The organism is Gordonia ajococcus (assembly GCF_012974285.1).
Lineage (GTDB): Bacteria > Actinomycetota > Actinomycetes > Mycobacteriales > Mycobacteriaceae > Gordonia > Gordonia amicalis.
Genome location: NZ_CP052884.1, coordinates 3,283,796 through 3,306,038, shown reverse-complemented (window position 1 = coordinate 3,306,038; position 22,243 = coordinate 3,283,796). Strand labels below are relative to the sequence as shown.

Genomic DNA, 22,243 nt, shown 5'->3' with positions numbered 1-22,243 from the left:
GGTTTAGGGTTTTGCCAGCACCTGGTGCTGAGAAATCAGCACCCGAAACACAGAGCACGATCCATTACGAGGAAGGCGAGCGCATGACGCCACCGCACAACTACCTGGCCGTCATCAAGGTCGTCGGCATCGGCGGCGGCGGCGTGAATGCCGTCAACCGCATGATCGAGCAGGGGCTCAAGGGAGTCGAGTTCATCGCGATCAACACCGACGCGCAGGCCCTGCTGATGAGCGACGCCGACGTCAAGCTCGACGTCGGTCGCGACTCCACCCGTGGCCTGGGTGCCGGCGCCGACCCGGAGGTCGGCCGACGCGCCGCCGAGGACGCCCGCGACGAGATCGAGGAACTCCTCAAGGGTGCGGACATGGTCTTCGTGACCGCGGGTGAGGGTGGCGGCACCGGTACCGGCGGTGCTCCGGTCGTCGCGCAGATCGCCCGCAAACTCGGCGCGCTCACCGTCGGTGTGGTCACCCGCCCGTTCTCCTTCGAGGGCAAGCGTCGCGGGGGACAGGCCGAGGCGGGCATCACCGCCCTGCGTGAATCCTGCGACACGCTCATCGTCATCCCGAACGACCGCCTGCTGCAGCTCGGCGACGCCCAGGTGAGCCTCATGGACGCGTTCCGCAGCGCCGACGAGGTGCTCCTCAACGGTGTCCAGGGCATCACCGATCTCATCACCACCCCGGGTCTGATCAACGTCGACTTCGCCGACGTGAAGGGCGTCATGAGTGACGCCGGCAGCGCGCTGATGGGTATCGGTTCCGCCCGCGGCGAGGACCGCGCCAAGAAGGCGGCGGAGTCGGCCATCAACTCGCCGCTGCTCGAGGCGTCGATGGAAGGCGCCCGGGGCGTGCTGATCTCGATCGCCGGCGGCAGCGACCTCGGACTGTTCGAGATCCACAACGCGGCGACCCAGGTCCAGGAGGCGGCCCACGAGGACGCCAACATCATCTTCGGCACCGTGATCGACGACAACCTCGGCGACGAGGTCCGCGTCACCGTCATCGCCGCCGGATTCGACGGCGGCACCCCGAAGAAGCGTTCCGACGTCCCGGCCGCGTCCGGTCGCACGGCCGTCGGCCAGGGACAGGCCGGTGCGGTCTCGGCGCCGCCGAAGAACGACCCGCTCTTCGGCGACATGCCGAAGGGCTCGGGTGACCCCTTCGGTGGCGAGCGTGAGCCGGAGCCCCCGCGTCGCAACACCGTGCACCTCGACGACGACGACGTCGACGTGCCGTCCTTCATGAAGCGCTGACCCGCATGCGGGTTCGTCGTGTGGTCACCACGCGTGCCGGCGGCGTCTCGGTGGCACCGTATGACTCGTTCAATCTCGGTGACCACGTCGGAGACGACCCGGCGGCGGTGGCCGCCAACCGGAATCGTCTGGCCGAGCAGATCGGGTTGCCCGCATCGTCGGTCGTCTGGATGGAACAGATCCACAGCCGGAATGTGACCGTGGTCGAGGGACCCGTCGACGAGCCGGTCCCCGCGACCGACGCGCTCGTGACCACCACGCCGGGTCTCGCGCTCGCGGTGCTGTCGGCCGACTGCGTGCCGGTGCTCCTCAGCGACGACGAGGCCGGGGTGATCGCCGGCGTCCACGCCGGCCGCATGGGCGCTCGCGTCGGCATCGTGCGCGAGACCCTGAAGGTGATGGTCGAACTCGGTGCGCGCGTCGAGTCGATCGGTGCGTTCCTCGGGCCGGCGGCCTCCGGTGAGCAGTACGAGGTGCCCCCGGCGATGCAGGCCGACGTCGAAAAGCATCTGCCCGGAAGTGCCAGTCGCACCAAGAAGGGCACCACGGGCCTCGACCTCCGGGCGGGCCTGCGCCGCCAGCTCCTCGAGGCCGGGGTCGCCGGGGTCGCGGTGGACCCGCGCTGCACGATCTCGGATACGAGCCTCTTCAGCCACCGGCGTGGCGCGCCGACCGGCCGCCTGGCATCGGTGATCTGGATGGACGAGAGTGCGCCGGACGGGGAGTAGGCCCCCGGTGCTCCGCGCGGAGAATGATGGGGGACATGAACGACTCTCTCGATGACGCACGCACCGCCGAGCTCTCCGGGCGTCTCGACGCGGTGCGCGGGCGACTCGACGCAGCCGTCGCATCCGCGGGCCGTCCGGCGGGTTCGTGTGCGCTCATGGTCGTCACCAAGTACTTCCCGGCCGACGACGTCCGGCGGTTGCTGACGCTGGGGGTCCGATTGTTCGGCGAGTCCCGTGAACCCGAGGCCGGGCGGAAGGTCGCCGAGGTGCTCGCCGACTGGAGTCCGGCCGATGTGGCCGACGTACCGGTGTTCGACATGATCGGCACGGTCCAGTCGAAAAAGGCCCGTAGTATCGCGCGCTGGGCGCGTGCGGTGCACTCGGTGGACCGTCCGAAGGTGGTCGACGCCCTCGGTCGGGCCGCGCGCGCCGCGCTCGACGAAGGGGAGCGGGCCGAGCCTCTCGGCGTGCTGCTCCAGGTGAGTCTCGACGGAGACCCGCAGCGTGGTGGAGTCGTCGAGGTCGGTCTTCCGGCACTCGCCGAACAGGTGTCGAACGACGATGCGCTGACGCTGCGCGGCCTCATGGTCATCGCTCCGCTCAGTGGCGAGCGGAAGCACTGGATGGCCGAATCCGCCCGTATCCACAACGCTTTTCGCGAGCAGTACGCCGACGCCGTCGAACTGTCCGCGGGAATGTCCGGTGACATGGAAGATGCGATTGAAGCCGGGTCGACATGCGTGCGTGTCGGAACCGCGATCATGGGCGAGCGGCCGCTACTCTCTCAGTAATCACATTGGTAACACCAGAACCAAGTGACACAGACATCTCAACAAGCTCAGTGACATCAGATGCACCATCCGGCGGGGTTGCACACACCGGCGTCGCACGACAGAGAGGCCGACAATGACCACGATGCAGAAGTTCAAGGCGTATTTCGGCATGGTGCCGCCCAGCGAGTACGAGGACGACTACCTCGAGGAGTCGGGCTCGGCGCTGCGTGTCCCGTCGCGTGAGCGCGCCTACCGTGACGACTACTACGGCGACTCCTCCTACGACCCCGGCTACGAGCCGTCGCTCCGCGATGTCGGTTTCCGCGACGCCGGCTACCGCGACGAGATGGCCTACGACGACCGTCGTTTCGACGGCGGATACGAACTCGCCGGCGACTTCGCCCCCGAATTCGCCTACGCCGGACCGCGACCCGCCCCCGAGGCGCCGATGCGTTCGGCAGCTCGCCTCGAGCCGCTGCAGCGTTCGTCGAGTGCCGCCCTGCGTGCCGCCTCGTCGCGACCGATGAGTGCCGAGCACCGGGAACTCGAGCGTGTCTTCGCCGACGGCCCGCTGCAGAAGATCACCACCCTGCGTCCCTCGGACTACGGCGAGGCCCGCACGATCGGTGAGCGCTTCCGCGACGGCAACCCGGTCATCATGGACCTCGTCGACATGACCAACGACGACGCCAAGCGTCTCGTCGACTTCGCCGCGGGCCTGGCCTTCGCGCTCCGCGGTTCGTTCGACAAGGTCGCGACCAAGGTCTTCCTGCTGTCGCCGGCCGACGTGGACGTGTCGCCCGAGGATCGGCGCAAGATCGCCGAGACCGGCTTCTACAACCACGCCTGATGCAGGTGGGCGCCCTCGGTTCGCATCGTTCGGTGCTCTTCAGGCAATCTTGACGCGTGGCTGCGATTTTGTTGGGCGTCCTGTACTACGTCCTGTTGGTTTTCTGGTTGCTTCTCCTGGGTCGGCTCGTCGTCGAGTTGGTGCGGACGTTCGCCCGTGAGTGGCGACCCACCGGGGTGGCGGTGGTGATCATCGAGACGGTGTTCACCCTGACCGATCCGCCGATCAAGGCGTTGCGCCGCATCCTGCCGCCGATCCCGCTGGGTCCGATCCGCCTGGATCTGTCGCTGATGATCGTCATGCTCGTCGTCATCATCGCCATGAATGTCGTCAATGGTCTCCGCGCCGACGCGGTCGCCGAGTCGCTGGCCGCCGCACTGGTTCTCACCCGCTCCTAGTCCGCCCGCGGCTCGGCCCCCGGCACCCCTCCGACCCGAGTACCTTGAGGTACGGCGATGAACTACCGTTGGTGGTCGTCTTCAGATGTCCCTGCCGAATCGGACAGTTTCGATCCGGCCGAAGATCAAGGGTGCAACCTACGGTTCGCATGTGACAGGATTGGACGCCAGTTACTATTTTTGACTGGTATGAATAGTTAGTGACAACCTGTATTGGTCGAACGACTCACGTCGCGCGATCCGGGTTGGACGGCACGCCAATTGAACACAAGCTCCACCACAGACACGAGGGGAACCGACATGCGGCTGACTCCAGCTGATGTGCACAACGTCGCGTTCAGCAAACCGCCTATCGGTAAGCGCGGCTACAACGAGGATGAGGTCGATCAGTTCCTCGATTTCGTCGAGGCCGAGCTCGCCCGGCTGATCGAAGAGAACACCGACCTGAAGCAGCGCGTCGAGGAGCTCGAGGGTGAGCTCGCCGACGCCCGGTCGGGAGCCGGCGCCGCCCCCGCCGAAGAGCGGACCCAGATGTTCGCCAAGCCGCCGGTGCAGGAGCAGCCCGCTCCCGTCCAGCAGCCCGCCGCGCCTGCCGCCAACGACGACGCCAACGTCCGCGCCGCCCGCGTCCTCGCGCTGGCGCAGGACACCGCGGATCGCCTGACCGGCAGCGCACGCGCCGATGCCGACGCGATGCTGGCCGATGCGCAGACCCGCGCCGACACGATGGTTTCGGAGGCGCAGAGCAAGTCCGATGCCATGCTTGCCGACGCGCGTCAGCGTTCGGAGGCCATCCTGGCCGACGCGCAGACCCGTTCCGAGGCGCAGCTGCGGCAAGCGCAGGAGCGTGCGGACGCACTGCAGAGCGATGCCGAGCGCAAGCACAGCGAGATCATGGGCACGATCAACCAGCAGCGTGGTGTGCTCGAGGGTCGGATCGAGCAGCTCAAGACGTTCGAGCGTGAGTATCGCACCCGCCTGAAGACCTACCTCGAATCGCAGCTCGAGGAGCTGCAGCAGCGCGGCAGCGCGGCACCGGTCGAGGGTGGTCGTCCCGATCAGTCGTTCTCGAACGACCCGGGCAGCGGCGGTTTCAGCAGCTACTCGCCGAGCTGACCGCGCGCCGGTCATGCACCCTAGGCTGGTGATGTGCTGAGCTTGGCCCTGGGCGCGACCCTCATCGGGTTCGTGCTGCTCATCCTCGGTCTCATCACCGGGACCGTGTGGCTTGCCGTTGCCTGCATCGTCATCTGTCTCCTCGGCCTGGCCTTCCTGCTCGTCGATGTGTTCTCGGGTCGTAACCGGGACGCCGCGCGATCTCTGGAAGACATGGTCCCGGGAGTCGGACGCGAGGACGAGACCGACGACAACGCCGATCGCGAAAAGGCTGCCTACGAGCCTCCGTCCTTCGAACCCGGGATGGCCGAACCGTCGGGACCGTCGGCTTCTCGGCCGGCGTCACCCGAGAGTCGTCCGGCGCCGGAACGTCGCGAGGGCAACCTCGAGGACTACCTGCGGTCGGTCGGCGAGCCCGTCGGCCCCGCAGCCGACTCCGGCCCGACGCCGTCACCGGGTCCGACGCCGGGTGGACAGGCGGCCCCTGGCCGGGCGCCATCGGGGCCGCCGCCGCGTGCGCCCCAGCGGACGGCGGGTCCGCAGCAGTCCGGGGGCCGGCCACCCCAGGCTCCCCGCTCGCCGCAATCCGGTCCCTTCCGGTCCGGTCCGTCCCAGCCCGGTCCACGTCCTCCGCAGTACGGGGCGCCGACTTCGGGTCCCCAGCCGCAGTACGGGCAGGGGCCTTCCGGACAGTTGCCGGGGTGGGGGCAGGACTCCCCGCGATCCGATCCGGCACAGGCCGGCGAACGGCCGCCGGGGGAACAGACCGAATCCCCTGAACCGAGGCCGGGACGGCGACGCGCGCCGGACTTCGATCCGCTCGACCCGAACTGGCGTCCGCCGATCGACTGATCTTGTTCATACGAGGATCTGATTCTCGCGACGATGCACCGCCCGGACGGCGATAGGCGATTCGCCCGTTCGGGCGGTGCGTCGTTACACTGGTTGACGCGTTGATCCGGCCATCACCGGGGAGCACCCGGAAGAACGGCACCGTGAGGCGCTCAGTAGAACCGGGCGGGCGTGGCCCGTTACAGCCACAGGACCGTACGGGGTGACCCGCGCGATCCGATGAGTGGCGCCGGAGTTCCGGCGCAAGCGGGGTGGTACCGCGCAGACCTGACGGTGTGCGTCCCCGTGCCGAGGAGCGACATCACCAGGCACGAGGAGACGAGCCGTGACCAACGCCAACGAGACGGGCGCGAATGCGACCGGGCGTGTGTACCCCAAAGTCGACATGACGGGTGGGACGGGGCGAAGCGCCCCCGATTTCCCGTCCGTGGAGCAGAACGTCCTGAAATACTGGGACGACGACTCGACCTTCGCCGCCTCCATCGACAACCGTGCCGACGCCGAGGAGTTCGTCTTCTACGACGGCCCGCCCTTCGCCAACGGCCTGCCCCACTACGGCCATCTGCTGACCGGCTACGTCAAGGATGTGGTACCGCGGTACCAGACCATGCGTGGCAAGAAGGTCGATCGCCGATTCGGTTGGGATACACACGGTCTGCCCGCCGAACTCGAGGCCGAGCGGCAGCTCGGGATCACCGACAAGTCGGAGATCGAGAAGATGGGCATGGCGAAGTTCAACGAGTACTGTCGTGACTCGGTTCTCCGCTACACCGGCGAGTGGCGCGACTACGTCACCCGCCAGGCGCGCTGGGTGGACTTCGACAACGACTACAAGACGCTCGACCTCGACTTCATGGAGTCGGTCATGTGGGCGTTCAAGGCGCTCTACGACAAGGGCCTGATCTACCAGGGCTACCGCGTGCTGCCCTACAGCTGGTACGAGCAGACGCCGTTGTCGAACCAGGAGTCCAAGCTCGACGACGCCTACCGGATGCGTCAGGACCCGGCGGTGACCGTTCTGATGCCGCTGTCGGTGCCCGAGGGTCCGCTGGCCTCGCTCGACGGTGTCAACGCACTGATCTGGACCACGACGCCCTGGACGCTGCCCTCGAACCTCGCGATCGCGGTCAACCCCGAGGTCACCTACGTCCACGTCAAGGCCGCCGACGGCCGTCAGTACCTGCTGGCCGAGGCGCTGCTGGGCGCGTACGCCAAGGAGATCGCCGAACCCGAGGTGGTCGGCACCCATCTGGGCAAGGATCTCGAGAACCTCTCCTACACACCGCCCTTCGACTTCTTCGTCGGACACCCGAACGCGCACCGGGTGTTGGTCGGCGACTACGTGACCACCGAGAGCGGCACCGGCGTCGTGCACCTCGCGCCCGCGTTCGGTGAAGAGGACATGGAACTCGCGACCGCCAACGGCATCGAGGTCGTGCAGCCGCTCGACCCGGGCGGCCGTTTCACCGCGCAGGTCCCGCCGTACGAGGGCCAGATGGTCTTCGACGCCAACCCGGTCATCATCAAGGACCTCAAGGCGGCCGGCCGCATCCTGCGACACGAGACCATCGAGCACTCCTACCCGCACTCGTGGCGGTCGGGACAGCCGCTGATCTACATGGCGGTGCCGTCGTGGTTCGTGGCCGTCACCCAGTTCCGCGACCGCATGGTGGAGCTGAACAAGCAGATCACCTGGGTGCCCGAACACATCCGTGACGGCCAGTTCGGCAAGTGGCTTGAGGGTGCGCGCGACTGGAACATCAGCCGCAACCGCTACTGGGGTGCGCCGCTGCCCGTGTGGATCTCCGACAACCCGGAGTACCCGCGCACCGACGTCTACGGTTCGCTCGACGAACTCGAGCGCGACTTCGGCGTGCGCCCGGACAACCTGCACCGGCCTCACATCGACGAGCTGACCCGGCCGAACCCGGACGATCCGACCGGGCGGTCGACCATGCGCCGTGTGCCCGAGGTGCTCGACTGCTGGTTCGAGTCCGGTTCGATGCCGTATGCCCAGGTGCACTACCCGTTCGAGAACCGCGACTGGTTCGACGGTGGGGACTCGGCAGGCGCCCCGCCGCACAACCCGGGCGACTTCATCGTCGAATACAACGGACAGACGCGCGGCTGGTTCTACACCATGCACGTGCTGGCGACGGCCCTCTTCGACCGCCCGGCATTCAAAACCGTTGCCGCGCACGGCATCGTGCTGGGCGACGACGGCCAGAAGATGTCCAAGTCCAAGCGCAACTACCCGGATGTCAACGAGGTCTTCGACCGCGACGGCTCCGACGCCATGCGCTGGTTCCTGATGGCGTCGCCGATCCTGCGCGGTGGCAACCTGGTGGTGACCGAGCGCGGCATCCGGGAGGGTGTGCGTCAGGCGCTGCTGCCGTTGTGGAACGCCTACAGCTTCCTGCAGCTGTACGCGGAGCGTCCGGCGACGTGGCGGACCGACTCCCGGCACGTCCTCGACCGGTACATCCTGGCGAAGCTCGCGACCACCCGGGACGCGATGACCGAGGCGCTCGACGTCTACGACATCGCGGGTGCATGCGACGCCTTCCGCGAGTTCGTCGAGGCGCTGACCAACTGGTACGTGCGTCGTTCGCGGGCACGGTTCTGGGCCGGTCAGGACGAGGACACCGACGCCTTCGACACCCTGTACACGGTGCTCGAAGTGGCCTCCCGCCTCGCGTCGCCCCTGCTGCCGCTGGCGACCGAGGCCATCTGGCGCGGGCTCACCGGCGAACGGTCGGTCCACCTGACCGACTGGCCGACCGCCGACGAGCTGCCCGCCGACGCCGACCTGGTCGCCGCGATGGACGAGGTGCAGGCGGTCTGTTCGGTCGCGTCGAGCGTGCGCAAGGCCAACAAGCTGCGTGTGCGTCTCCCGCTGCCCGGTCTGACCGTCGCGTCGCCGACCGCCGCCGCGCTCGAGCCCTACGTCGACCTGGTCAAGGACGAGATGAACGTCAAGGCGGTCACGCTCGCCACCGACGCCAGCGAGTACGGGCGCTATGAGATCGCGGTCAACGCCCGCGCGGCCGGGCCGCGTCTGGGCAAGGACGTGCAGCGCGCCATCAAGGCGGTGAAGTCGGGCAACTGGTCGGTGCAGGCCGGGGCCGACGGTTCCGAGGTCGTCGTCGCCGACGGCATCGAGCTGCACGACGGTGAGTTCACCAGGAAGCTCGTGGCCGTCGAACCCGATTCCACCGCGGAGCTGCCCGGTGGTCGGGGACTGGTCGTCCTCGACACCGCGGTGACCCCCGAGCTGGAGGCCGAGGGCTGGGCGAAGGACCGTGTGCGCGAGCTGCAGGACGCGCGCCGCAACCTCGACCTCGACGTCTCCGATCGCATCACGGTGCGCCTCGTCGTCCCCGCCGAGCGTCTCGAGTGGGCGCAGACCCACGCCGGACTCATCGCCGGTGAGGTTCTCGCCGTGGAGTTCGACGTCACCGCGGAGGGCGCGCCGGGGTCCGTCGAACTCGGTGACGGGGTCACCGCCGACGTCGCGAAGGCCGGCTTACCACCGATTTCGCGGTAGCTGTCACATTTCTGCCGCCGTCGGTGTCTCGAGGATGACCACCTCGAACACCGACGGAAGGCAGAACCATGAGCACCACCGACACCACGCAGGAAATCCAGGTAGTCGCACGGACGCACGTGGTCGTCCTCGGCGCGGGCTATGCCGGCGCGATGGCGGCCAACCGGCTCCGGCGCAACCCCGCCGTCGCCGTCACGGTCGTGAACCCGCAACCGTTCTTCGTGCAGCGCATCCGGTTGCACCAGTTCGTCTCGGGAACCGGTGATCCGCTGGTCGGCTTCGACGACGTGCTGGCCGACGACATCCGCGTCGTCGTCGACACCGCTACCCGTATCGACGCCGGTGCGCGCCGTGTGCATCTCGCGTCGGGCGCGCACCTCGACTACGACCACCTGATCTATGCGATCGGTACCCGGCACCGAACCCCGGAGATCCCCGGGGCGGAGCATGCCCTGTTCATCGCCGATTGGGCGAGCGCACAACGGATTCGCGAACGCGTGGAAGGTCTCGGCGCACACGAGATGATCACCGTCGTCGGTGGGGGACTCACCGGGATCGAGGTCGCCGCCGAACTCGCCGAACGCGGCCACGACGTGCGTCTGGTGGGCGGCAGGGGGATCGCGTCATCGGTGGGGGAGCGGGCCCGGAGCGCCACGGAGAAGCAGCTGATCCGACTCGGCGTCGACGTCGTGGACACGGGCCGCGTGGTCGAGATCGGCGAGCGGACCGTCACCGTCGACATCGACGGCGAACGAAACGTACTGCCGAGCGCGGCAACGATTCTCGCCACCGGCTTCGAGGCCCCGGAACTGGCGGCCGACAGCGGCCTGGCGACCGACGAGATCGGCCGCCTGCGCACCGACGCGACCCTGGCCGGCATCGACGACGATCGGATCGTCGGCGCCGGTGACGCGGTCGCGGTCGAGGGCATGCCCCTGAGGATGAGCTGCCAGGCCGCCGAGCCGCTGGGTGCTCAGGCGGCCGAAGCGGTGCTCGCCCGGATCGCCGGTGAGCAGCCGAATCCCGTCGACCAGGGTTTCGTCGCGCAGTGCGCCAGCATCGGCCGCCGCGCGGCCACCCTACAGTTCACGCGTCGCGACGATTCGCCGGCGCGTGCAGTGGTGACCGGTCGTCTCGCGGCCTGGACCAAGGAGTTGGTGTGCCGCGGTACGGTGTGGAACATCCGTCATGAGGCCACCCACCCCGGTGCGTTCCGGTGGTTCCGCGGCGGCGACCTGACCACGACGACCGAACCGGCCCTCCGATGAGAGGCACGATGGTGAACAGCAGCGAATCCGACCGTCGAGCAACACGTTTCGCGGAACTTCGGCCGCTGCTGTTCACGGTCGCCTACGAGATCGTCGGGTCCGCGGCCGACGCGGACGACGTCCTGCAGGAGAGCTACCTGAGGTGGGCCGAGGTCGACGACGCCGATGTCACCGACCCGAAGGCCTACCTCGCGAAGATCGTCACGCGCCAGGCACTCAACGCCCTGCGTTCCCGCTCGCGGCGTCGGGAGGAGTACGTCGGCCCGTGGCTTCCAGAGCCGATCCTGCTCGACGACCGCGATCTCGCCGACGACGTCGTACTGGCCGAGTCGGTGTCCACGGCGATGCTGGTGGTGCTGGAGTCCCTGAACCCCGACGAGCGTGCGGTGTTCGTCCTGCGTGAGGTGTTCGGTTTCTCCTACACCGAGATCGGGACGATGGTCTCGAAGTCCTCGGCTGCGGTTCGCCAGATCGCGCATCGGGCACGGTCGCATGTCGAGTCGCGGCGGCCCCGTTTCGAACCGGTCGATGCGCAACGTGCCGGCGCGGTCGTCGAGGAGTTCCTTGCCGCCGCGCAGTCCGGGGAGGTCGAGTCCCTCATGGCGCTGCTGTCTCCCGACGTCGTGTTCACGGCCGACAGCGACGGCAAGGCCACCGCGGTCAAACGGCCGGTCCGGGGCGCCCTGCCGGTGGCACGCCTGCTCACCGGCTTCGCGCGGCTCGGGGCGACGATCGACGACTACCGGGTCGAGGTCGCCGTGTTCAATCACGAGCCGGGCATGCTGGTGTACTTCGACGGGAAACTACAGGGCGCCTTCACGTTCCACATCGTGGACGGTGTGATCGAGCAGATCTACGCGATGCGCAATCCCGACAAGCTGGTCGGGGTGGAGGAGCCGCGCACGATCGCCCGCTGACGCGACCGACTCATGCACCTACATGTGCGCAGTTGCGCACATGTAGGATGGCTGCATCGTGTAGTCAGGCGGAATGAGGAGACGCTGTGTGGGATGTCCTGGCCCATCCGGTCTACCGAAGGCTGTTCACCGCTCAGGTGGTGGCCCTGGTGGGGACGGGGCTGTTGACCATTGCGCTGGGGCTGCTCGCCTACGACATCGCCGGCGAGGACGCCGGGGCGGTGCTGGGCACCGCACTGGCGATCAAGATGGTCGCCTATGTCGTCGTCGCGCCGGTGATCACGGCGGTGACCGAGCGTCTGCCGCGGCGAGCGGTGATGGTCTCGGCCGATGCGGTGCGGGCCGTGATCGCGCTGATGCTGCCGTTCATCGGTTCGACGTGGCAGATCTATGTGCTCATCTTCGTGTTGCAGGCCGCCTCGGCGACCTTCACTCCTACCTTCCAGGCCGTGATCCCGTCCGTGCTCACCCACACCGACGACTACACCAAGGGCCTGTCGCTCTCGCGGCTGGCGTATGACCTCGAGTCGCTGACCAGCCCCGCGATCGCCGGCGCACTGCTGCTGGTCATCTCCTACAACCAACTCTTCGTCGCCACGGCGCTCGGGTTCCTCGTATCCGCGGCGCTGGTCATCTCCACCCGACTTCCGCGCATCACCGCGGCCGCCGAGAACGAGCGACTACGTACGCGGATCACCAAGGGAGCCCGGGTGATGGTCGGCCACGCACCTCTCCGGGGCCTGCTCGCACTGAATATGGTGGTCGCCACCGCGACCGGCCTGGTGGTCGTCAACACCGTCGTCTATGTCCGATCGCTGCTCGGCGGGGTCAATGCCGGTGTCGCCATGGCGTTGGCAGCGTACGGCGGTGGGTCGATGCTCGTCGCATTGGCGATGCCGAGACTTCTCGGACGGATGTCGGATCGGCGCGTGATGATGACCGGCGCGCTGCTCGTCGTCGTCGGTCTGGTGTGTACGGCGATCCTGCTCGCCACCTCGGTGTCCCCGGTCGTCGGATGGGTCTGGCTGATCACTGCGTGGACGGTGATCGGCGCGGCGACGTCGGCCATCAGCACCCCGACGGCCCGTCTGCTGCGCGACTACTCCACCGAGTCGAACAGGCCCGCGGTGTTCACCGCGCAGTTCTCGCTGTCGCATGCGTGTTTTCTCGTCACCTACCCGCTTGCCGGCTGGGTGGGGGCGCAGGTGTCCCAGCTCACTGCCGCCATCATCCTGGCAGCCCTGGCTACACTTTCAGCGATGGCGGCCACACGACTCTGGCCGGCTACTTACCCGAGGCCCATCATGGCCGGTGTGGAAAGGTGAACACGAATGGGCAGTGGCACGGAAGGCGCCGATCCCGCCCCTTCGCTCACGTCGACGAGGCCTAGTCTCGACCACCGCACACCACCGGATGCCGAGAGGCTCGACGCGGCCACCCGGACATTCCGGATGCTCGCCGATTCCACTCGGCTCCACATCCTGTGGCAACTCAGTCACGGCGAAGCCGACGTCTCCGCGCTCGCCGAAGCCTGCGATGCATCGCGCACCGCGGTCAGCCAGCACCTCGCCAAGCTGCGCTTCACGGGCCTCGTCGAGACCCGCAGAGACGGCCGCCGGATCGTCTACCGCCTTCACGACGGACACCTCGCACGCCTCGTCCGGGAAGGGCTCAACCATGCCGACCACTTCGTCACCGGCGAACCACCGCACGACTGACCGGCCGTGCGCTGTCACGTGAACAGCATCGACAGCGTCAGTTCGATCTGGGACCGGAAGAGCGCACGCGGATGGGCGAAGGTGTCCGTGCCGTACTGGCCGAAGGTCTCCAGGCTGATGGCGCCGACCAGGACCGCCCACAGGGTGGTCGACGCCGCCAGCACGCGGACCGGGGTGTCGATGCCGAACTCGTCGCGGATGGCGGCCATGTCATCGGTGACTTCGATTGCGGGAGTAGGTAGGTCGTCCCGGATGAGACCCTCGGAGTAGGCGGCCGCGCACTCGCGCAGGAGCAGGGCGGGGATGCGCGTACCCGGCTCGATGGTCTGGTCGCCGGGTGCGGTGTAGCCCGGGACCGGACTGCCGTAGAGCAGTGCCCAGCGGGCGGGGTCGGCGAGTGCCCAGTCCCGGGCGGCCTCGGCCGCGGCGAGCAGTCGCTCCCGGCGGCGGGTGGGGTCGACCGTCTCGACCGCCGCGTCGATCGCATCGCCGACGTCGTTGTAGGCCTCGACGAGCAGCATCGTCAGCAGGTCGTCGCGACTGGGGACGTATCGGTAGACCGCCGACGACACGACACCCATCTCGCGGGCGATCGCCCGCAGTGACAGACCCGCTGCGCCGTGGGTGGCGAGATGCTCGCGTCCGAGTCTGCGGATCTCGTCGGTCATCATCGCGCGGTTCTCCGCGCGGCTTCGTCCGGTCGCCATGCGACGATCCTTCCACAATTCGAGAGCAGTGCTCTTGATTTCTACCGCGTCCGGGTGCACACTTGAAACGAGAGCGGTGCTCTCGAATTCTTCCGGCCACCATGAAAGGCGTCGACACCATGACCTCGACCACCCACTACCGCGCCCCCGAGGGCTTCGACAACGTCGTCAACCGCACCGTCCGCTGGCTCGCCGACCACGGCGTCAACCTGGCCGGTGCCCAGAACCTCACCGTCGTCGGTCGCCGCAGCGGTGATCCGCAGCGCGTCCCGGTGAACGTCCTGCGATTCGACGGCGGCGAGTACCTCGTCTCGCCGCGCGGCAACACCCAGTGGGTTCGCAACGTGCGCGCCGCCGGAACGGCCGAACTCAGCCGGGGCCGCCGGCGGACCGTCGTCGCCCTGACCGAGGTCGACGCGGACCGGCGTCCGCCGATCATCGGCGAGTATCTGCGCAAGTGGGGCTGGGAGGTCGGCCGGTTCCTGCCCGAGGGGCTCGGCACCAAGCCGTCCGACGACGACCTCGCGCGCCATGCAGGTTCGATCCCCGTCTTCGTCATCCGTCCTGCTCACTAGACTCGGACGAGTGGTGCGCCCGGATCCCGACTCGACGATCGCCGACGGTTCATCGGTTCCCGAGCGGTGGATGTCCGGCGGGCAGTCGGGTGCCGCGCCGGCGGGCGACGACTCCGAGCGCGGGGCCCGTTGGGTGATGCATCTCGACATGGATGCGTTCTTCGCCTCGGTCGAACAGCTCACCCGGCCCACTTTGCGTGGCCGCCCGGTCCTCGTGGGCGGTTCCGGTGGCCGGGGAGTGGTGGCCGGGGCGAGCTACGAAGCACGGGTGTTCGGAGCCAGGTCGGCGATGCCGATGCATCAGGCCCGACGCCTCATCGGCCCGACCGGCGTCGTCGTACCCCCGCGCGGCGCGGTCTACGGCAAGGTCAGCAAGCGGGTGTTCCGCATTGTTCGCGAAGCGGTTCCGGTGATCGAAACGCTCTCTTTCGACGAGGCGTTCGCGGAACCGGCCGAACTCGCCGGGGCGACGGTCGCGCATGCGCGGGAGTTCGCGGAGATGTTGCGTACCCGCATCCGCACCGAATGCGGACTCGCCGCCTCGGTCGGGCTCGGCAGCGGAAAGCAACTCGCCAAGATCGCGTCGGGAATGGCGAAACCCGATGGCGTGATGGTGATCCCGCCGTCTGGGGAGATCGATTTCCTGCACGAACTGCCGGTGCGCAAACTGTGGGGGATCGGTCCGGTCTCGGGGGATCGCCTCGCACGTCTGGGAATCGACACCATCGGCGACCTCGCCGCGATGTCGCCGATCGAGGTCGCCTCGGTACTCGGCGCCACGGTCGGACCGGCACTGCACCGTCTCGCCCAGGGGGTCGACGACCGACCGGTGGCCGAGCGTGCCTCGGCCAAACAGATCAGCGCCGAGTCGACCTTCGCCACCGACATCGTCGACCTCGACGAACTGCGCAAGGCGATACGAAAAGCCGCCGCCGACGCGCATCGTCGGCTGCTCAAGGACGGGCGCGGCGCGCGCACGGTGGTGTTGAAGCTCAAACGTTCCGACATGTCGATCCTCACCCGGTCGGCGACCACCGCCGCGGCCACGACCGATCTCGACGACCTCGAGCGCACCGCCCAGCGCCTCGCTCTCGACCCGCGGACGGTCGGGTCGATACGGCTTGTGGGCGTGGGCTTCTCGGGTCTCACGGCGGTGCAGCAGTACGCACTGTTCGACGACCTCGACACCTCGCCCGACGAGACGACGCACCACGACACCGCGTCGGCGGGATCCGCCCCGGGATCGTCACCGGAATCCGGTGACGTCGTCGAGGTGTCGGAGACGGTTCACGATCCCACCGCCGACACCGAATCACCCGAACCCGTGCGATTCGCTCCCGGCGGCAATCCGCTGAGCCGGGCGCCGTTCGCTCCCGGCGCCGATGTGGAACACCCCGAGTTCGGTCACGGGTGGGTGCAGGGGAGTGGGCACGGCGTCGTCACCGTCCGCTTCGAGACACGGACCACCGGGCCCGGACGGACGCGCACCTTCGGCGTCGACGACCCCGACCTACGCCTCGCCGACCCGCTCGACAGCCTCGAATGGGATCTCGCCGGCGACGAGGAGTGATCGCCGCGCCGGCCACTCGTGCGGCGTCACGTCCCGGACGCGGAGAAGAACTCGGCGATGGCCTCGGGGCTCGAGCGTGCCGTCAGCAGCGCGATCAGCGCCATCCGGGCCTGCGGCGCACGCAGCCACGGTGACACGATCGCGCCCGCACGATGCAGGTCGACGGCGCCGCCCCCACCGCCGTAGGTCGCCGACACCTCGCCGTACGGCACCCGACTCGTCACCACGACGGTCACCCCGTGCGCGACCGCGAGCACGACCTCGGCGGTGATGTCCGGATGGGTGTTGCCCGAACCCGTCGCGGCGAGCACGATGCCGGCGGCGTTCTGCGCGACCGCGGCCGCGATCAGCCCGGGCGACACGCCGGGATACAGCGCGAAGGTGTCGACTCGCGCGGTCCGGCCGATGGGGATCTCGTCGGTCAGCACCGGACGCGGCAGGTCGGTGCGCACCGAATCGAAGGCGGCGGTGTCGGTCGTCGACACCTTGAACAGCCCGCGGGCCGGCAGGACGCGGCCGCCGGCGACCACGAGGACGCCGCGACCGCGCGACTCCGGGTCGCGGACCGCCGCCAGGGCCGCGCCGAGGTTCCGGGGACCGTCCGCGTGGGGGTGGTCGGCCGGCAACTGCGCGCCGGTGAAGACGACCGGCCGCTCGTCGAGGCAGTAGAGATCCGCCAGGAAGGCCGTCTCCTCCATCGTGTCGGTGCCGTGGGTCACCACCACGCCGTCGACCTCGGGGTCGGCGAGCGCCTCGGCGATGGACCGCACCACCGCGAACTGGTCGGCGACGGTCATCGCCGAACTGTCCACCGACATCAGGTCGACGCTGCGAACGGTGCCCGCGCCGGTGTCCCCGGTCGCCGACAACAGGTCGTCGGCACCGAGCGCGGGCACGGCACCGTCGGCGGTGGTCTGGGCGGCGATGGTGCCACCGGTGGTGAGCAGCACGGTCGACCGGGCGGGCGGCGGATTAGCGGTCATGGACGTCAAGCCTCACGGCACGTCGCCGGGCCGTCAAGCACCGTGACCGCGTCGAGCCCGCTGGCATCTCCAGGAGCCGTCGAGCGTCGTCGCCCACGGCGTGGAACCCGGATGTCGCGGCTGCGTTTGGCATAGTGGTGTGGGCTGTCGCCGGGCTCGCCCGGCAGACCCCATCGGCGAACCACGGGAAAGCGCCCCGGCGCGCCCACGTCCACAGACATAGTGAGGGAGATCGTTGAAGTATCGGAAGTTTCTTGGCGCGACCATGATCGCGGCCGCATTGATGACCGGCGTCGCCGCCTGCGGTGGTGACGACAGCGACGCACCGCCCGCCCCGACCCTGACCAGCACCGCCGACGCCGCCGCCGGCGGTGACACCGGCTCCGCGATCACCAACGGTGACAAGCCGCCGTCGATCGCCGCCCTCAACGAGCTCGTCGCCACCGCCGTGGACCCGAAGGTCCCCCGTGACGAGAAGATCGTCCTCGTCCAGGGTTCGGAGAAGGATCCGGCCATCTTCGACGAGCTGGTCAAGGCCCGTGCGGAGAACTCGGACGTGGACTGGGTCCTGGTGAACCCGGTCATCAGCTCCGGCCCGAAGAAGGCCCGCGTCAAGGTCCGCATCGAGACCGCAGGCAACCCGCCGACCAACGCCGAGTCGACCATCGTCTACGACGACGGCCGCTGGAAGCTGTCCAACGAGACCGTGTGCAACCTGCTCGGCCTGTACCAGGTCCAGAGCGCCATGTGCAAGCCTGCGAGCTAGGCAGGCGGCCTCTCGGCTGACCCCGGGGAAACCGGGTTGTCCCTCACCGCCAGGTGACGGTCAACCCGGTTTTCTGTACCAGGGGACGCGACGGGTCCGCCCCGACGAGTTCGCGCGCACCGGTGTAGGTCAGCTCGCCGCCGACCGGGAGCCCGCGCGTGAGGTCGACTTCCACGGTTCCACCGCCTTCGGAACTGAACCGGCTGATCGTGAGCGTGTCGTTGCCGCCCGGGATGGCGAACACCGAGTTGACCGGGGTCTCCTCCGCGGAGAACTGGATGGTGAGACGGTTGCCGTCCCAGGCCGAGAGTCGTGCGTCGATCGTCTGCGTGACCGTCGCGGCCGCCGAGATGACGCGTTCGGTGCGCCACCTGGCGCCCACCGCGATCGGTTCGGTCGGCAGTGCGATCGAGGTGTTCAGCGCCGTCACCAGGGACTGTTCGACCGCCAGGCGCGCTTCCTCGCCCGCCTGCTCCGGCGGGGCGAGACGCAACGCGACGGGTGCGAGCCCGGGACCCGTCGTCAGTCCGGCCTTCGTCCCGGCCATCGCCGGCAGTTGTCCGTTGAGGGACGCATCCGGCGAGGTCACGGTGCCCAGCTCGAGTTCCACCTCCGACCTGTCGGTGCAGGAGAACCGCGCGGTCAGCGGTGTCTCGACGGTCTCGGCGTCCGCCGACCCCGGCGAGGCGACCTCGGAGGTCGTCACCAAGGTCACCGACTGTGTGGAGGAGGTGTCAGGAGCGGGGGAGGCGACCCGGCGCTCGCCTTCACCTGCGTCGACCAGCGTGACCGTGGCCGGCGAGATCGGCACCGGCGCCGCTCCGGCTGCCCGGGAGGGTGATTCGTTCACACAGCCGGCCGAGGTCGCCGAACCTGTGCCGGTGTCGTCGTCGGAGTCCGACGAGCACCCCGCGACCAGCACGGACACCGCCGTGACGACTGCGCACGCGGAGACAACGGACCGGAACAAACGACGATGCGAGGACACGGGTAGCCAGCGTATTCGACCGGTCGTGGACAATGAGGCTGTGGATGACCAACCCCTGACGGATTCCGGCAACGCGGATCCGCGCGGCGCCCGCTCTCCGGACGCCGACCGCGATCAGGTCCGATCGGACGACGCGACCCCCGGACGACGCTTCTCCAAGGTGACCGCAGCGCTCCTCGGCGTCGCGCTCGTCGTCATCGGGCTCGATCTGCTGACCAAGACCATCGCCGTCGCCACCCTCGATCCGCAGCGCCCGATCGAGATCATCGGCGACGTCGTCACGCTGCGACTCGTGCGCAACAGCGGCGCCGCCTTCTCGCTGGCCTCGGGATACACCTGGGTCCTGACCGTCATCGCACTGATCGTCGTGGCCGTCATCATCCGCTACAGCAGTCGACTGAACTCGTGGGGATGGGCGATCGGTCTCGCGCTCGTGCTCGGCGGCGCGATCGGCAACCTCATCGACCGCATCTTCCGCGCACCGGAGCCGCTTCAGGGCCACGTCGTCGACTTCGTCTCGGTGGGCTGGTGGCCGGTCTTCAACGTGGCCGACTCCGCCGTGGTCTGCGGGGCGATCCTGCTGGTGGCCCTGTCGGCCCTGGGCTTCGACTACGACGGCAGCCGCACCGGGTGGGCGGCCCGGCGTGACCGGCATCCCGACGACACCGGCAGCACCGACAAGACCGACGGCAACGAGGACGGGGGCAGTACCCATGCGTGAATCACGCGTCGTACCGGTACCCGACGGACTCGACGGCATGCGCGTCGACGCGGGCGTCTCCCGCATGCTGGGACTGTCGCGCAACGTCGTGGCCACCCTGGCCGAGGACGGCGACGTCCTCGTCGACGGGATCGTCGTCGGCAAGTCACACAAGCTCGCCGCGGGCACCCTGCTGCACGTCACGCTGCCCGAACCCGAGGAACCGCTGCGGGTCGAGCCGACGCCGGTGGAGGACCTCGAGGTGATCTACCACGATTCCGACATCGTGGTCGTCGACAAGCCGGTCGGAGTGGCCGCGCATCCATCGCTCGGCTGGAGTGGTCCCACCGTGATCGGCGCGCTGGCCGCCGCCGGGTTCCGGATCTCGACCTCCGGCGCGCACGAGCGGCAGGGGATCGTCCACCGCCTCGACGTCGGAACCTCCGGCGTCATGGTGGTCGCCGTCTCCGAACGCGCCTACACGCTGCTCAAGCGGGCGTTCAAGCAGCGGACCGTTTACAAGGGCTACCACGCCCTCGTCCAAGGACATCTCGACCCGCCGTCGGGCACCATCGACGCGCCGATCGGCCGGCATCGGGGCAACGACTGGAAGTTCGCCGTGACCGCGAACGGCAAGCCGAGCATCACCCACTACGACACCCTCGAGATGTTCGCGGCGGCGTCGTTGCTCGACGTCCACCTCGAAACCGGCCGTACGCATCAGATCCGCGTCCACTTCGCGGCGCTGCACCATCCGTGCTGCGGCGACCCGACCTACGGTGCGGACCCGGTCCTGGCCCGCAGGCTCGGTCTCGAACGACAGTGGCTGCATGCGCGGACGCTGCGTTTCGCGCATCCCGCGGACGGTCGCACGGTCGAGTTCACCTCGGACTATCCAGAGGACCTCCAGCACGCACTCGACGTCCTGCGCGCCACCTGAGCATCGGGTCGGGCCTCGCCGGAGGCGTTGCATTCGTTCGGCCGTCAACCGGCGACATCGTCGGTGAACTCGCCTAGATTGAGAGAGTGTTCGAGCCTGGAACGGTGATCGCCGGGTACCGCGTCGAGCGACTCCTCGGCAGCGGCGGCATGGGCGCTGTCTTCCTCGCCCGGCACCCGGAGCTCCCCAGGTATGACGCACTGAAGGTGCTGAAGGACTCGGCAGGCTTGACCGACAACAACTTCCGGCGCCGATTCCTCCGCGAGGCCGAGGTCGCGGCCACCCTGGACCACCCGAACATCGTGACCGTCTTCAATCGCGGCCGGGCGACGGTCCCCACCGCGTCCGAGACCGGTCGGTCGGATGTGCTGTGGATCGCGATGCAGTACGTGCCGGGCACCGACTGTGCCCGTGAGCTCGCCGACATCGGGAGATTCACACCGTCGCGGGTCGCGCACATCGCGTCGCAGGTCGCCCGCGGCATCGACCACGCCAACCGCCGGGGTCTCACCCACCGCGACGTCAAACCCGGGAACATCCTGCTCGCCGAGGTCGACGAGGACTCGACGGTCGAGGAACAGCGGGTGTTGCTCACCGACTTCGGCGTCGCCAAGATCTCCGACGAGACCGAGGCCCTCACCTCGGTCGGCACCGTGCTGGCCACCCTGTCCTACGCCTCACCGGAACAGCTGATGGGACGGACGCTGGACGGTCGTAGCGATCAGTACTCGCTGGCGGCCTCGACCTTCCACCTGCTCACCGGCCGGGTGCCGTTCGACGACCGCGACACCGGCGCGGTCATCGGCGCACACCTCAAGGACCCGGTGCCGCGGGCATCCGAACTCGTCGCCGGGTTGCCCACCGGGGTCGACGCGGTGATCACCAGGGCGATGGCGAAGACACCCGAGGAGCGGTTCGCGAACTGCCGCGAGTTCGCCGACGCACTGACGGCGAGTCTCCGGCACGTGCCTCGACCGTCGGTTCCCGACGCCGAGGCCGTCACCGTGCGCGGACTCTCGCCGCGCCCGGCCGGCGGGAACCATCAGGCCTCGCGAAACCAACCCGGGCCGATGCCGGCCACACGTCGCGCGGTTCCGCCGCCGGCGCCGGGACGTCCGTACCGCGGCGGACCTCCGCCCGCCCCGCCCGGCGGGGAGGCGACGCGGCGGGCCGCACCCCGGCCGAACCCGGATCGGCGTGCCGGTGAACGCCCGTCCGGGGACAGGCAGCCGCGAGACCGGCCGGCACCACCGCGTCCGGCCACCGGAGCCGATCCCGCCGTGTGGCAGCACCCACCGTCCGGTCCGCACCGCCAGACCAACGACCATCTCCGCGCCGCGGGGTCGGGACCGATGGGACGGCCGCCGGGTGGTGCACCGTTCCCAGGCGGGCCGATGTCGTCCGGCGGTCCGCGTCCGTCGTCGAGCCCGAACCGCCTGCCCCTGGTGCTGGCAGGGGTGGCGGCCGTGCTGCTGATCCTGATCGTCGTCGTGTTTCTCGTTGCGCTGTAGCCCGACGTGGATCGGGGTGTGCGCGAGGCGGCCATGCTGTCACAGCTGTCCCATTCGTCACCGCCCGGAGTGCCTCCCAG

General features: G+C 68.9%; 21 protein-coding genes. 18 read left to right on the top strand and 3 right to left on the bottom strand.

Annotation, left to right across the window (positions count from 1 at the left end):
- The first annotated feature begins 83 nt into the window (after nt 1-83).
- The 12 genes from ftsZ (at nt 84) to GAA2_RS14925 (ending at nt 13,423) form a co-directional block, all read left to right on the top strand.
- A complete protein-coding gene (gene ftsZ, locus GAA2_RS14980; RefSeq protein WP_024500372.1) occupies nt 84-1,256 on the top strand; it encodes a cell division protein FtsZ in 1,173 nt (390 codons plus the stop codon).
- Between the two features lie 5 nt (nt 1,257-1,261).
- Nucleotides 1,262-1,984, top strand: a complete 723-nt coding sequence (gene pgeF / locus GAA2_RS14975) for a peptidoglycan editing factor PgeF (RefSeq protein WP_024500371.1) — start codon at nt 1,262-1,264, stop codon at nt 1,982-1,984.
- 26 nt (nt 1,985-2,010) lie between these two features.
- Entirely contained in the window at nt 2,011-2,775 is a 765-nt protein-coding gene (locus GAA2_RS14970; protein WP_035761022.1) for a YggS family pyridoxal phosphate-dependent enzyme, read from the top strand.
- Between the two features lie 115 nt (nt 2,776-2,890).
- On the top strand, nt 2,891-3,607 hold the full coding sequence (locus tag GAA2_RS14965) for a cell division protein SepF (protein WP_096274097.1): 717 nt from the start codon (nt 2,891-2,893) through the stop codon (nt 3,605-3,607).
- Between the two features lie 56 nt (nt 3,608-3,663).
- Nucleotides 3,664-4,005, top strand: a complete 342-nt coding sequence (locus tag GAA2_RS14960; protein ID WP_006438674.1) for a YggT family protein — start codon at nt 3,664-3,666, stop codon at nt 4,003-4,005.
- A gap of 300 nt (nt 4,006-4,305) precedes the next feature.
- Nucleotides 4,306-5,121, top strand: a complete 816-nt coding sequence (locus GAA2_RS14955; RefSeq protein ID WP_006438675.1) for a DivIVA domain-containing protein — start codon at nt 4,306-4,308, stop codon at nt 5,119-5,121.
- Nucleotides 5,122-5,154: 33 nt separating this feature from the next.
- Nucleotides 5,155-5,973 (top strand): hypothetical protein, encoded by an 819-nt coding sequence (locus GAA2_RS14950; protein WP_006438677.1) that lies wholly within the window; start codon nt 5,155-5,157, stop codon nt 5,971-5,973.
- 385 nt (nt 5,974-6,358) lie between these two features.
- Nucleotides 6,359-9,520 carry an isoleucine--tRNA ligase gene (gene ileS / locus GAA2_RS14945; RefSeq protein WP_210737828.1) on the top strand — a complete coding sequence of 1,054 codons (3,162 nt, stop codon included), beginning with the start codon at nt 6,359-6,361 and terminating at the stop codon, nt 9,518-9,520.
- Nucleotides 9,521-9,588: 68 nt separating this feature from the next.
- Nucleotides 9,589-10,788: an NAD(P)/FAD-dependent oxidoreductase gene (locus GAA2_RS14940; RefSeq protein ID WP_006438679.1), complete on the top strand. Its 1,200-nt coding sequence runs from the start codon at nt 9,589-9,591 to the stop codon at nt 10,786-10,788.
- A gap of 8 nt (nt 10,789-10,796) precedes the next feature.
- Nucleotides 10,797-11,705 carry an RNA polymerase sigma-70 factor gene (locus GAA2_RS14935; RefSeq protein ID WP_006438680.1) on the top strand — a complete coding sequence of 303 codons (909 nt, stop codon included), beginning with the start codon at nt 10,797-10,799 and terminating at the stop codon, nt 11,703-11,705.
- Nucleotides 11,706-11,791: 86 nt separating this feature from the next.
- The gene (locus GAA2_RS14930; protein WP_006438681.1) at nt 11,792-13,030 is read left to right on the top strand and encodes an MFS transporter; all 1,239 of its coding nucleotides are present in this window, start codon (nt 11,792-11,794) and stop codon (nt 13,028-13,030) included.
- A gap of 6 nt (nt 13,031-13,036) precedes the next feature.
- The gene (locus tag GAA2_RS14925) at nt 13,037-13,423 is read left to right on the top strand and encodes an ArsR/SmtB family transcription factor (protein WP_096274094.1); all 387 of its coding nucleotides are present in this window, start codon (nt 13,037-13,039) and stop codon (nt 13,421-13,423) included.
- A 14-nt stretch (nt 13,424-13,437) separates the two neighbouring features.
- On the opposite strand, the gene GAA2_RS14920 is transcribed toward GAA2_RS14925, so the two are convergent.
- Nucleotides 13,438-14,130 carry a TetR/AcrR family transcriptional regulator gene (locus GAA2_RS14920; protein ID WP_006438683.1) on the bottom strand — a complete coding sequence of 231 codons (693 nt, stop codon included), beginning with the start codon at nt 14,128-14,130 and terminating at the stop codon, nt 13,438-13,440.
- 119 nt (nt 14,131-14,249) lie between these two features.
- Between GAA2_RS14920 and GAA2_RS14915 the strand changes: the two genes are divergently transcribed.
- Together GAA2_RS14915 and GAA2_RS14910 are read left to right on the top strand one after the other, a co-directional pair.
- On the top strand, nt 14,250-14,705 hold the full coding sequence (locus GAA2_RS14915) for a nitroreductase family deazaflavin-dependent oxidoreductase (protein WP_006438684.1): 456 nt from the start codon (nt 14,250-14,252) through the stop codon (nt 14,703-14,705).
- 70 nt (nt 14,706-14,775) lie between these two features.
- Nucleotides 14,776-16,275 (top strand): DNA polymerase IV, encoded by a 1,500-nt coding sequence (locus GAA2_RS14910; RefSeq protein WP_051995454.1) that lies wholly within the window; start codon nt 14,776-14,778, stop codon nt 16,273-16,275.
- Between the two features lie 26 nt (nt 16,276-16,301).
- Here the strand turns inward: GAA2_RS14910 and GAA2_RS14905 are convergent, their stop codons facing one another.
- Nucleotides 16,302-17,258, bottom strand: coding sequence for an asparaginase (locus tag GAA2_RS14905; RefSeq protein WP_096274092.1), 957 nt, complete (start codon nt 17,256-17,258; stop codon nt 16,302-16,304).
- A gap of 283 nt (nt 17,259-17,541) precedes the next feature.
- On the opposite strand from GAA2_RS14905, the gene GAA2_RS14900 reads away from it, so the two are divergent.
- Nucleotides 17,542-18,024, top strand: a complete 483-nt coding sequence (locus GAA2_RS14900; protein WP_191835012.1) for a hypothetical protein — start codon at nt 17,542-17,544, stop codon at nt 18,022-18,024.
- Nucleotides 18,025-18,067: 43 nt separating this feature from the next.
- On the opposite strand, the gene GAA2_RS14895 is transcribed toward GAA2_RS14900, so the two are convergent.
- Complete coding sequence (locus GAA2_RS14895; RefSeq protein WP_006438688.1) at nt 18,068-19,012, bottom strand: hypothetical protein; 945 nt, start codon at nt 19,010-19,012, stop codon at nt 18,068-18,070.
- Between the two features lie 40 nt (nt 19,013-19,052).
- Here GAA2_RS14895 and lspA point away from each other — a divergent pair, with 40 nt between their 5' ends.
- The 3 genes from lspA to GAA2_RS14880 all read left to right on the top strand — a co-directional run bounded on the left by lspA (nt 19,053) and on the right by GAA2_RS14880 (nt 22,163).
- The gene (lspA, locus tag GAA2_RS14890) at nt 19,053-19,733 is read left to right on the top strand and encodes a signal peptidase II (RefSeq protein ID WP_051995453.1); all 681 of its coding nucleotides are present in this window, start codon (nt 19,053-19,055) and stop codon (nt 19,731-19,733) included.
- Entirely contained in the window at nt 19,726-20,652 is a 927-nt protein-coding gene (locus tag GAA2_RS14885; RefSeq protein WP_006438690.1) for an RluA family pseudouridine synthase, read from the top strand. Before lspA ends, GAA2_RS14885 begins: the two co-directional genes overlap by 8 nt.
- A gap of 86 nt (nt 20,653-20,738) precedes the next feature.
- Entirely contained in the window at nt 20,739-22,163 is a 1,425-nt protein-coding gene (locus GAA2_RS14880; protein ID WP_096274088.1) for a serine/threonine-protein kinase, read from the top strand.
- The last annotated feature ends 80 nt before the right edge of the window (nt 22,164-22,243 follow it).

Coding starts and splice junctions, on each gene's coding strand:
- GAA2_RS14955 (WP_006438675.1), top strand. CDS start 4,306: ATGCGGCTGACTCCAGCTGATGTGCACAACGTCGCGTTCAGCAAACCG.
- GAA2_RS14915 (WP_006438684.1), top strand. CDS start 14,250: ATGACCTCGACCACCCACTACCGCGCCCCCGAGGGCTTCGACAACGTC.
- GAA2_RS14885 (WP_006438690.1), top strand. CDS start 19,726: ATGCGTGAATCACGCGTCGTACCGGTACCCGACGGACTCGACGGCATG.
- GAA2_RS14940 (WP_006438679.1), top strand. CDS start 9,589: ATGAGCACCACCGACACCACGCAGGAAATCCAGGTAGTCGCACGGACG.
- GAA2_RS14965 (WP_096274097.1), top strand. CDS start 2,891: ATGACCACGATGCAGAAGTTCAAGGCGTATTTCGGCATGGTGCCGCCC.
- GAA2_RS14910 (WP_051995454.1), top strand. CDS start 14,776: ATGTCCGGCGGGCAGTCGGGTGCCGCGCCGGCGGGCGACGACTCCGAG.
- ftsZ (WP_024500372.1), top strand. CDS start 84: ATGACGCCACCGCACAACTACCTGGCCGTCATCAAGGTCGTCGGCATC.
- GAA2_RS14920 (WP_006438683.1), bottom strand. CDS start 14,130: ATGGCGACCGGACGAAGCCGCGCGGAGAACCGCGCGATGATGACCGAC.
- GAA2_RS14900 (WP_191835012.1), top strand. CDS start 17,542: ATGACCGGCGTCGCCGCCTGCGGTGGTGACGACAGCGACGCACCGCCC.
- GAA2_RS14970 (WP_035761022.1), top strand. CDS start 2,011: ATGGGGGACATGAACGACTCTCTCGATGACGCACGCACCGCCGAGCTC.
- GAA2_RS14905 (WP_096274092.1), bottom strand. CDS start 17,258: ATGACCGCTAATCCGCCGCCCGCCCGGTCGACCGTGCTGCTCACCACC.
- ileS (WP_210737828.1), top strand. CDS start 6,359: ATGACGGGTGGGACGGGGCGAAGCGCCCCCGATTTCCCGTCCGTGGAG.
- GAA2_RS14935 (WP_006438680.1), top strand. CDS start 10,797: ATGGTGAACAGCAGCGAATCCGACCGTCGAGCAACACGTTTCGCGGAA.
- pgeF (WP_024500371.1), top strand. CDS start 1,262: ATGCGGGTTCGTCGTGTGGTCACCACGCGTGCCGGCGGCGTCTCGGTG.
- GAA2_RS14925 (WP_096274094.1), top strand. CDS start 13,037: ATGGGCAGTGGCACGGAAGGCGCCGATCCCGCCCCTTCGCTCACGTCG.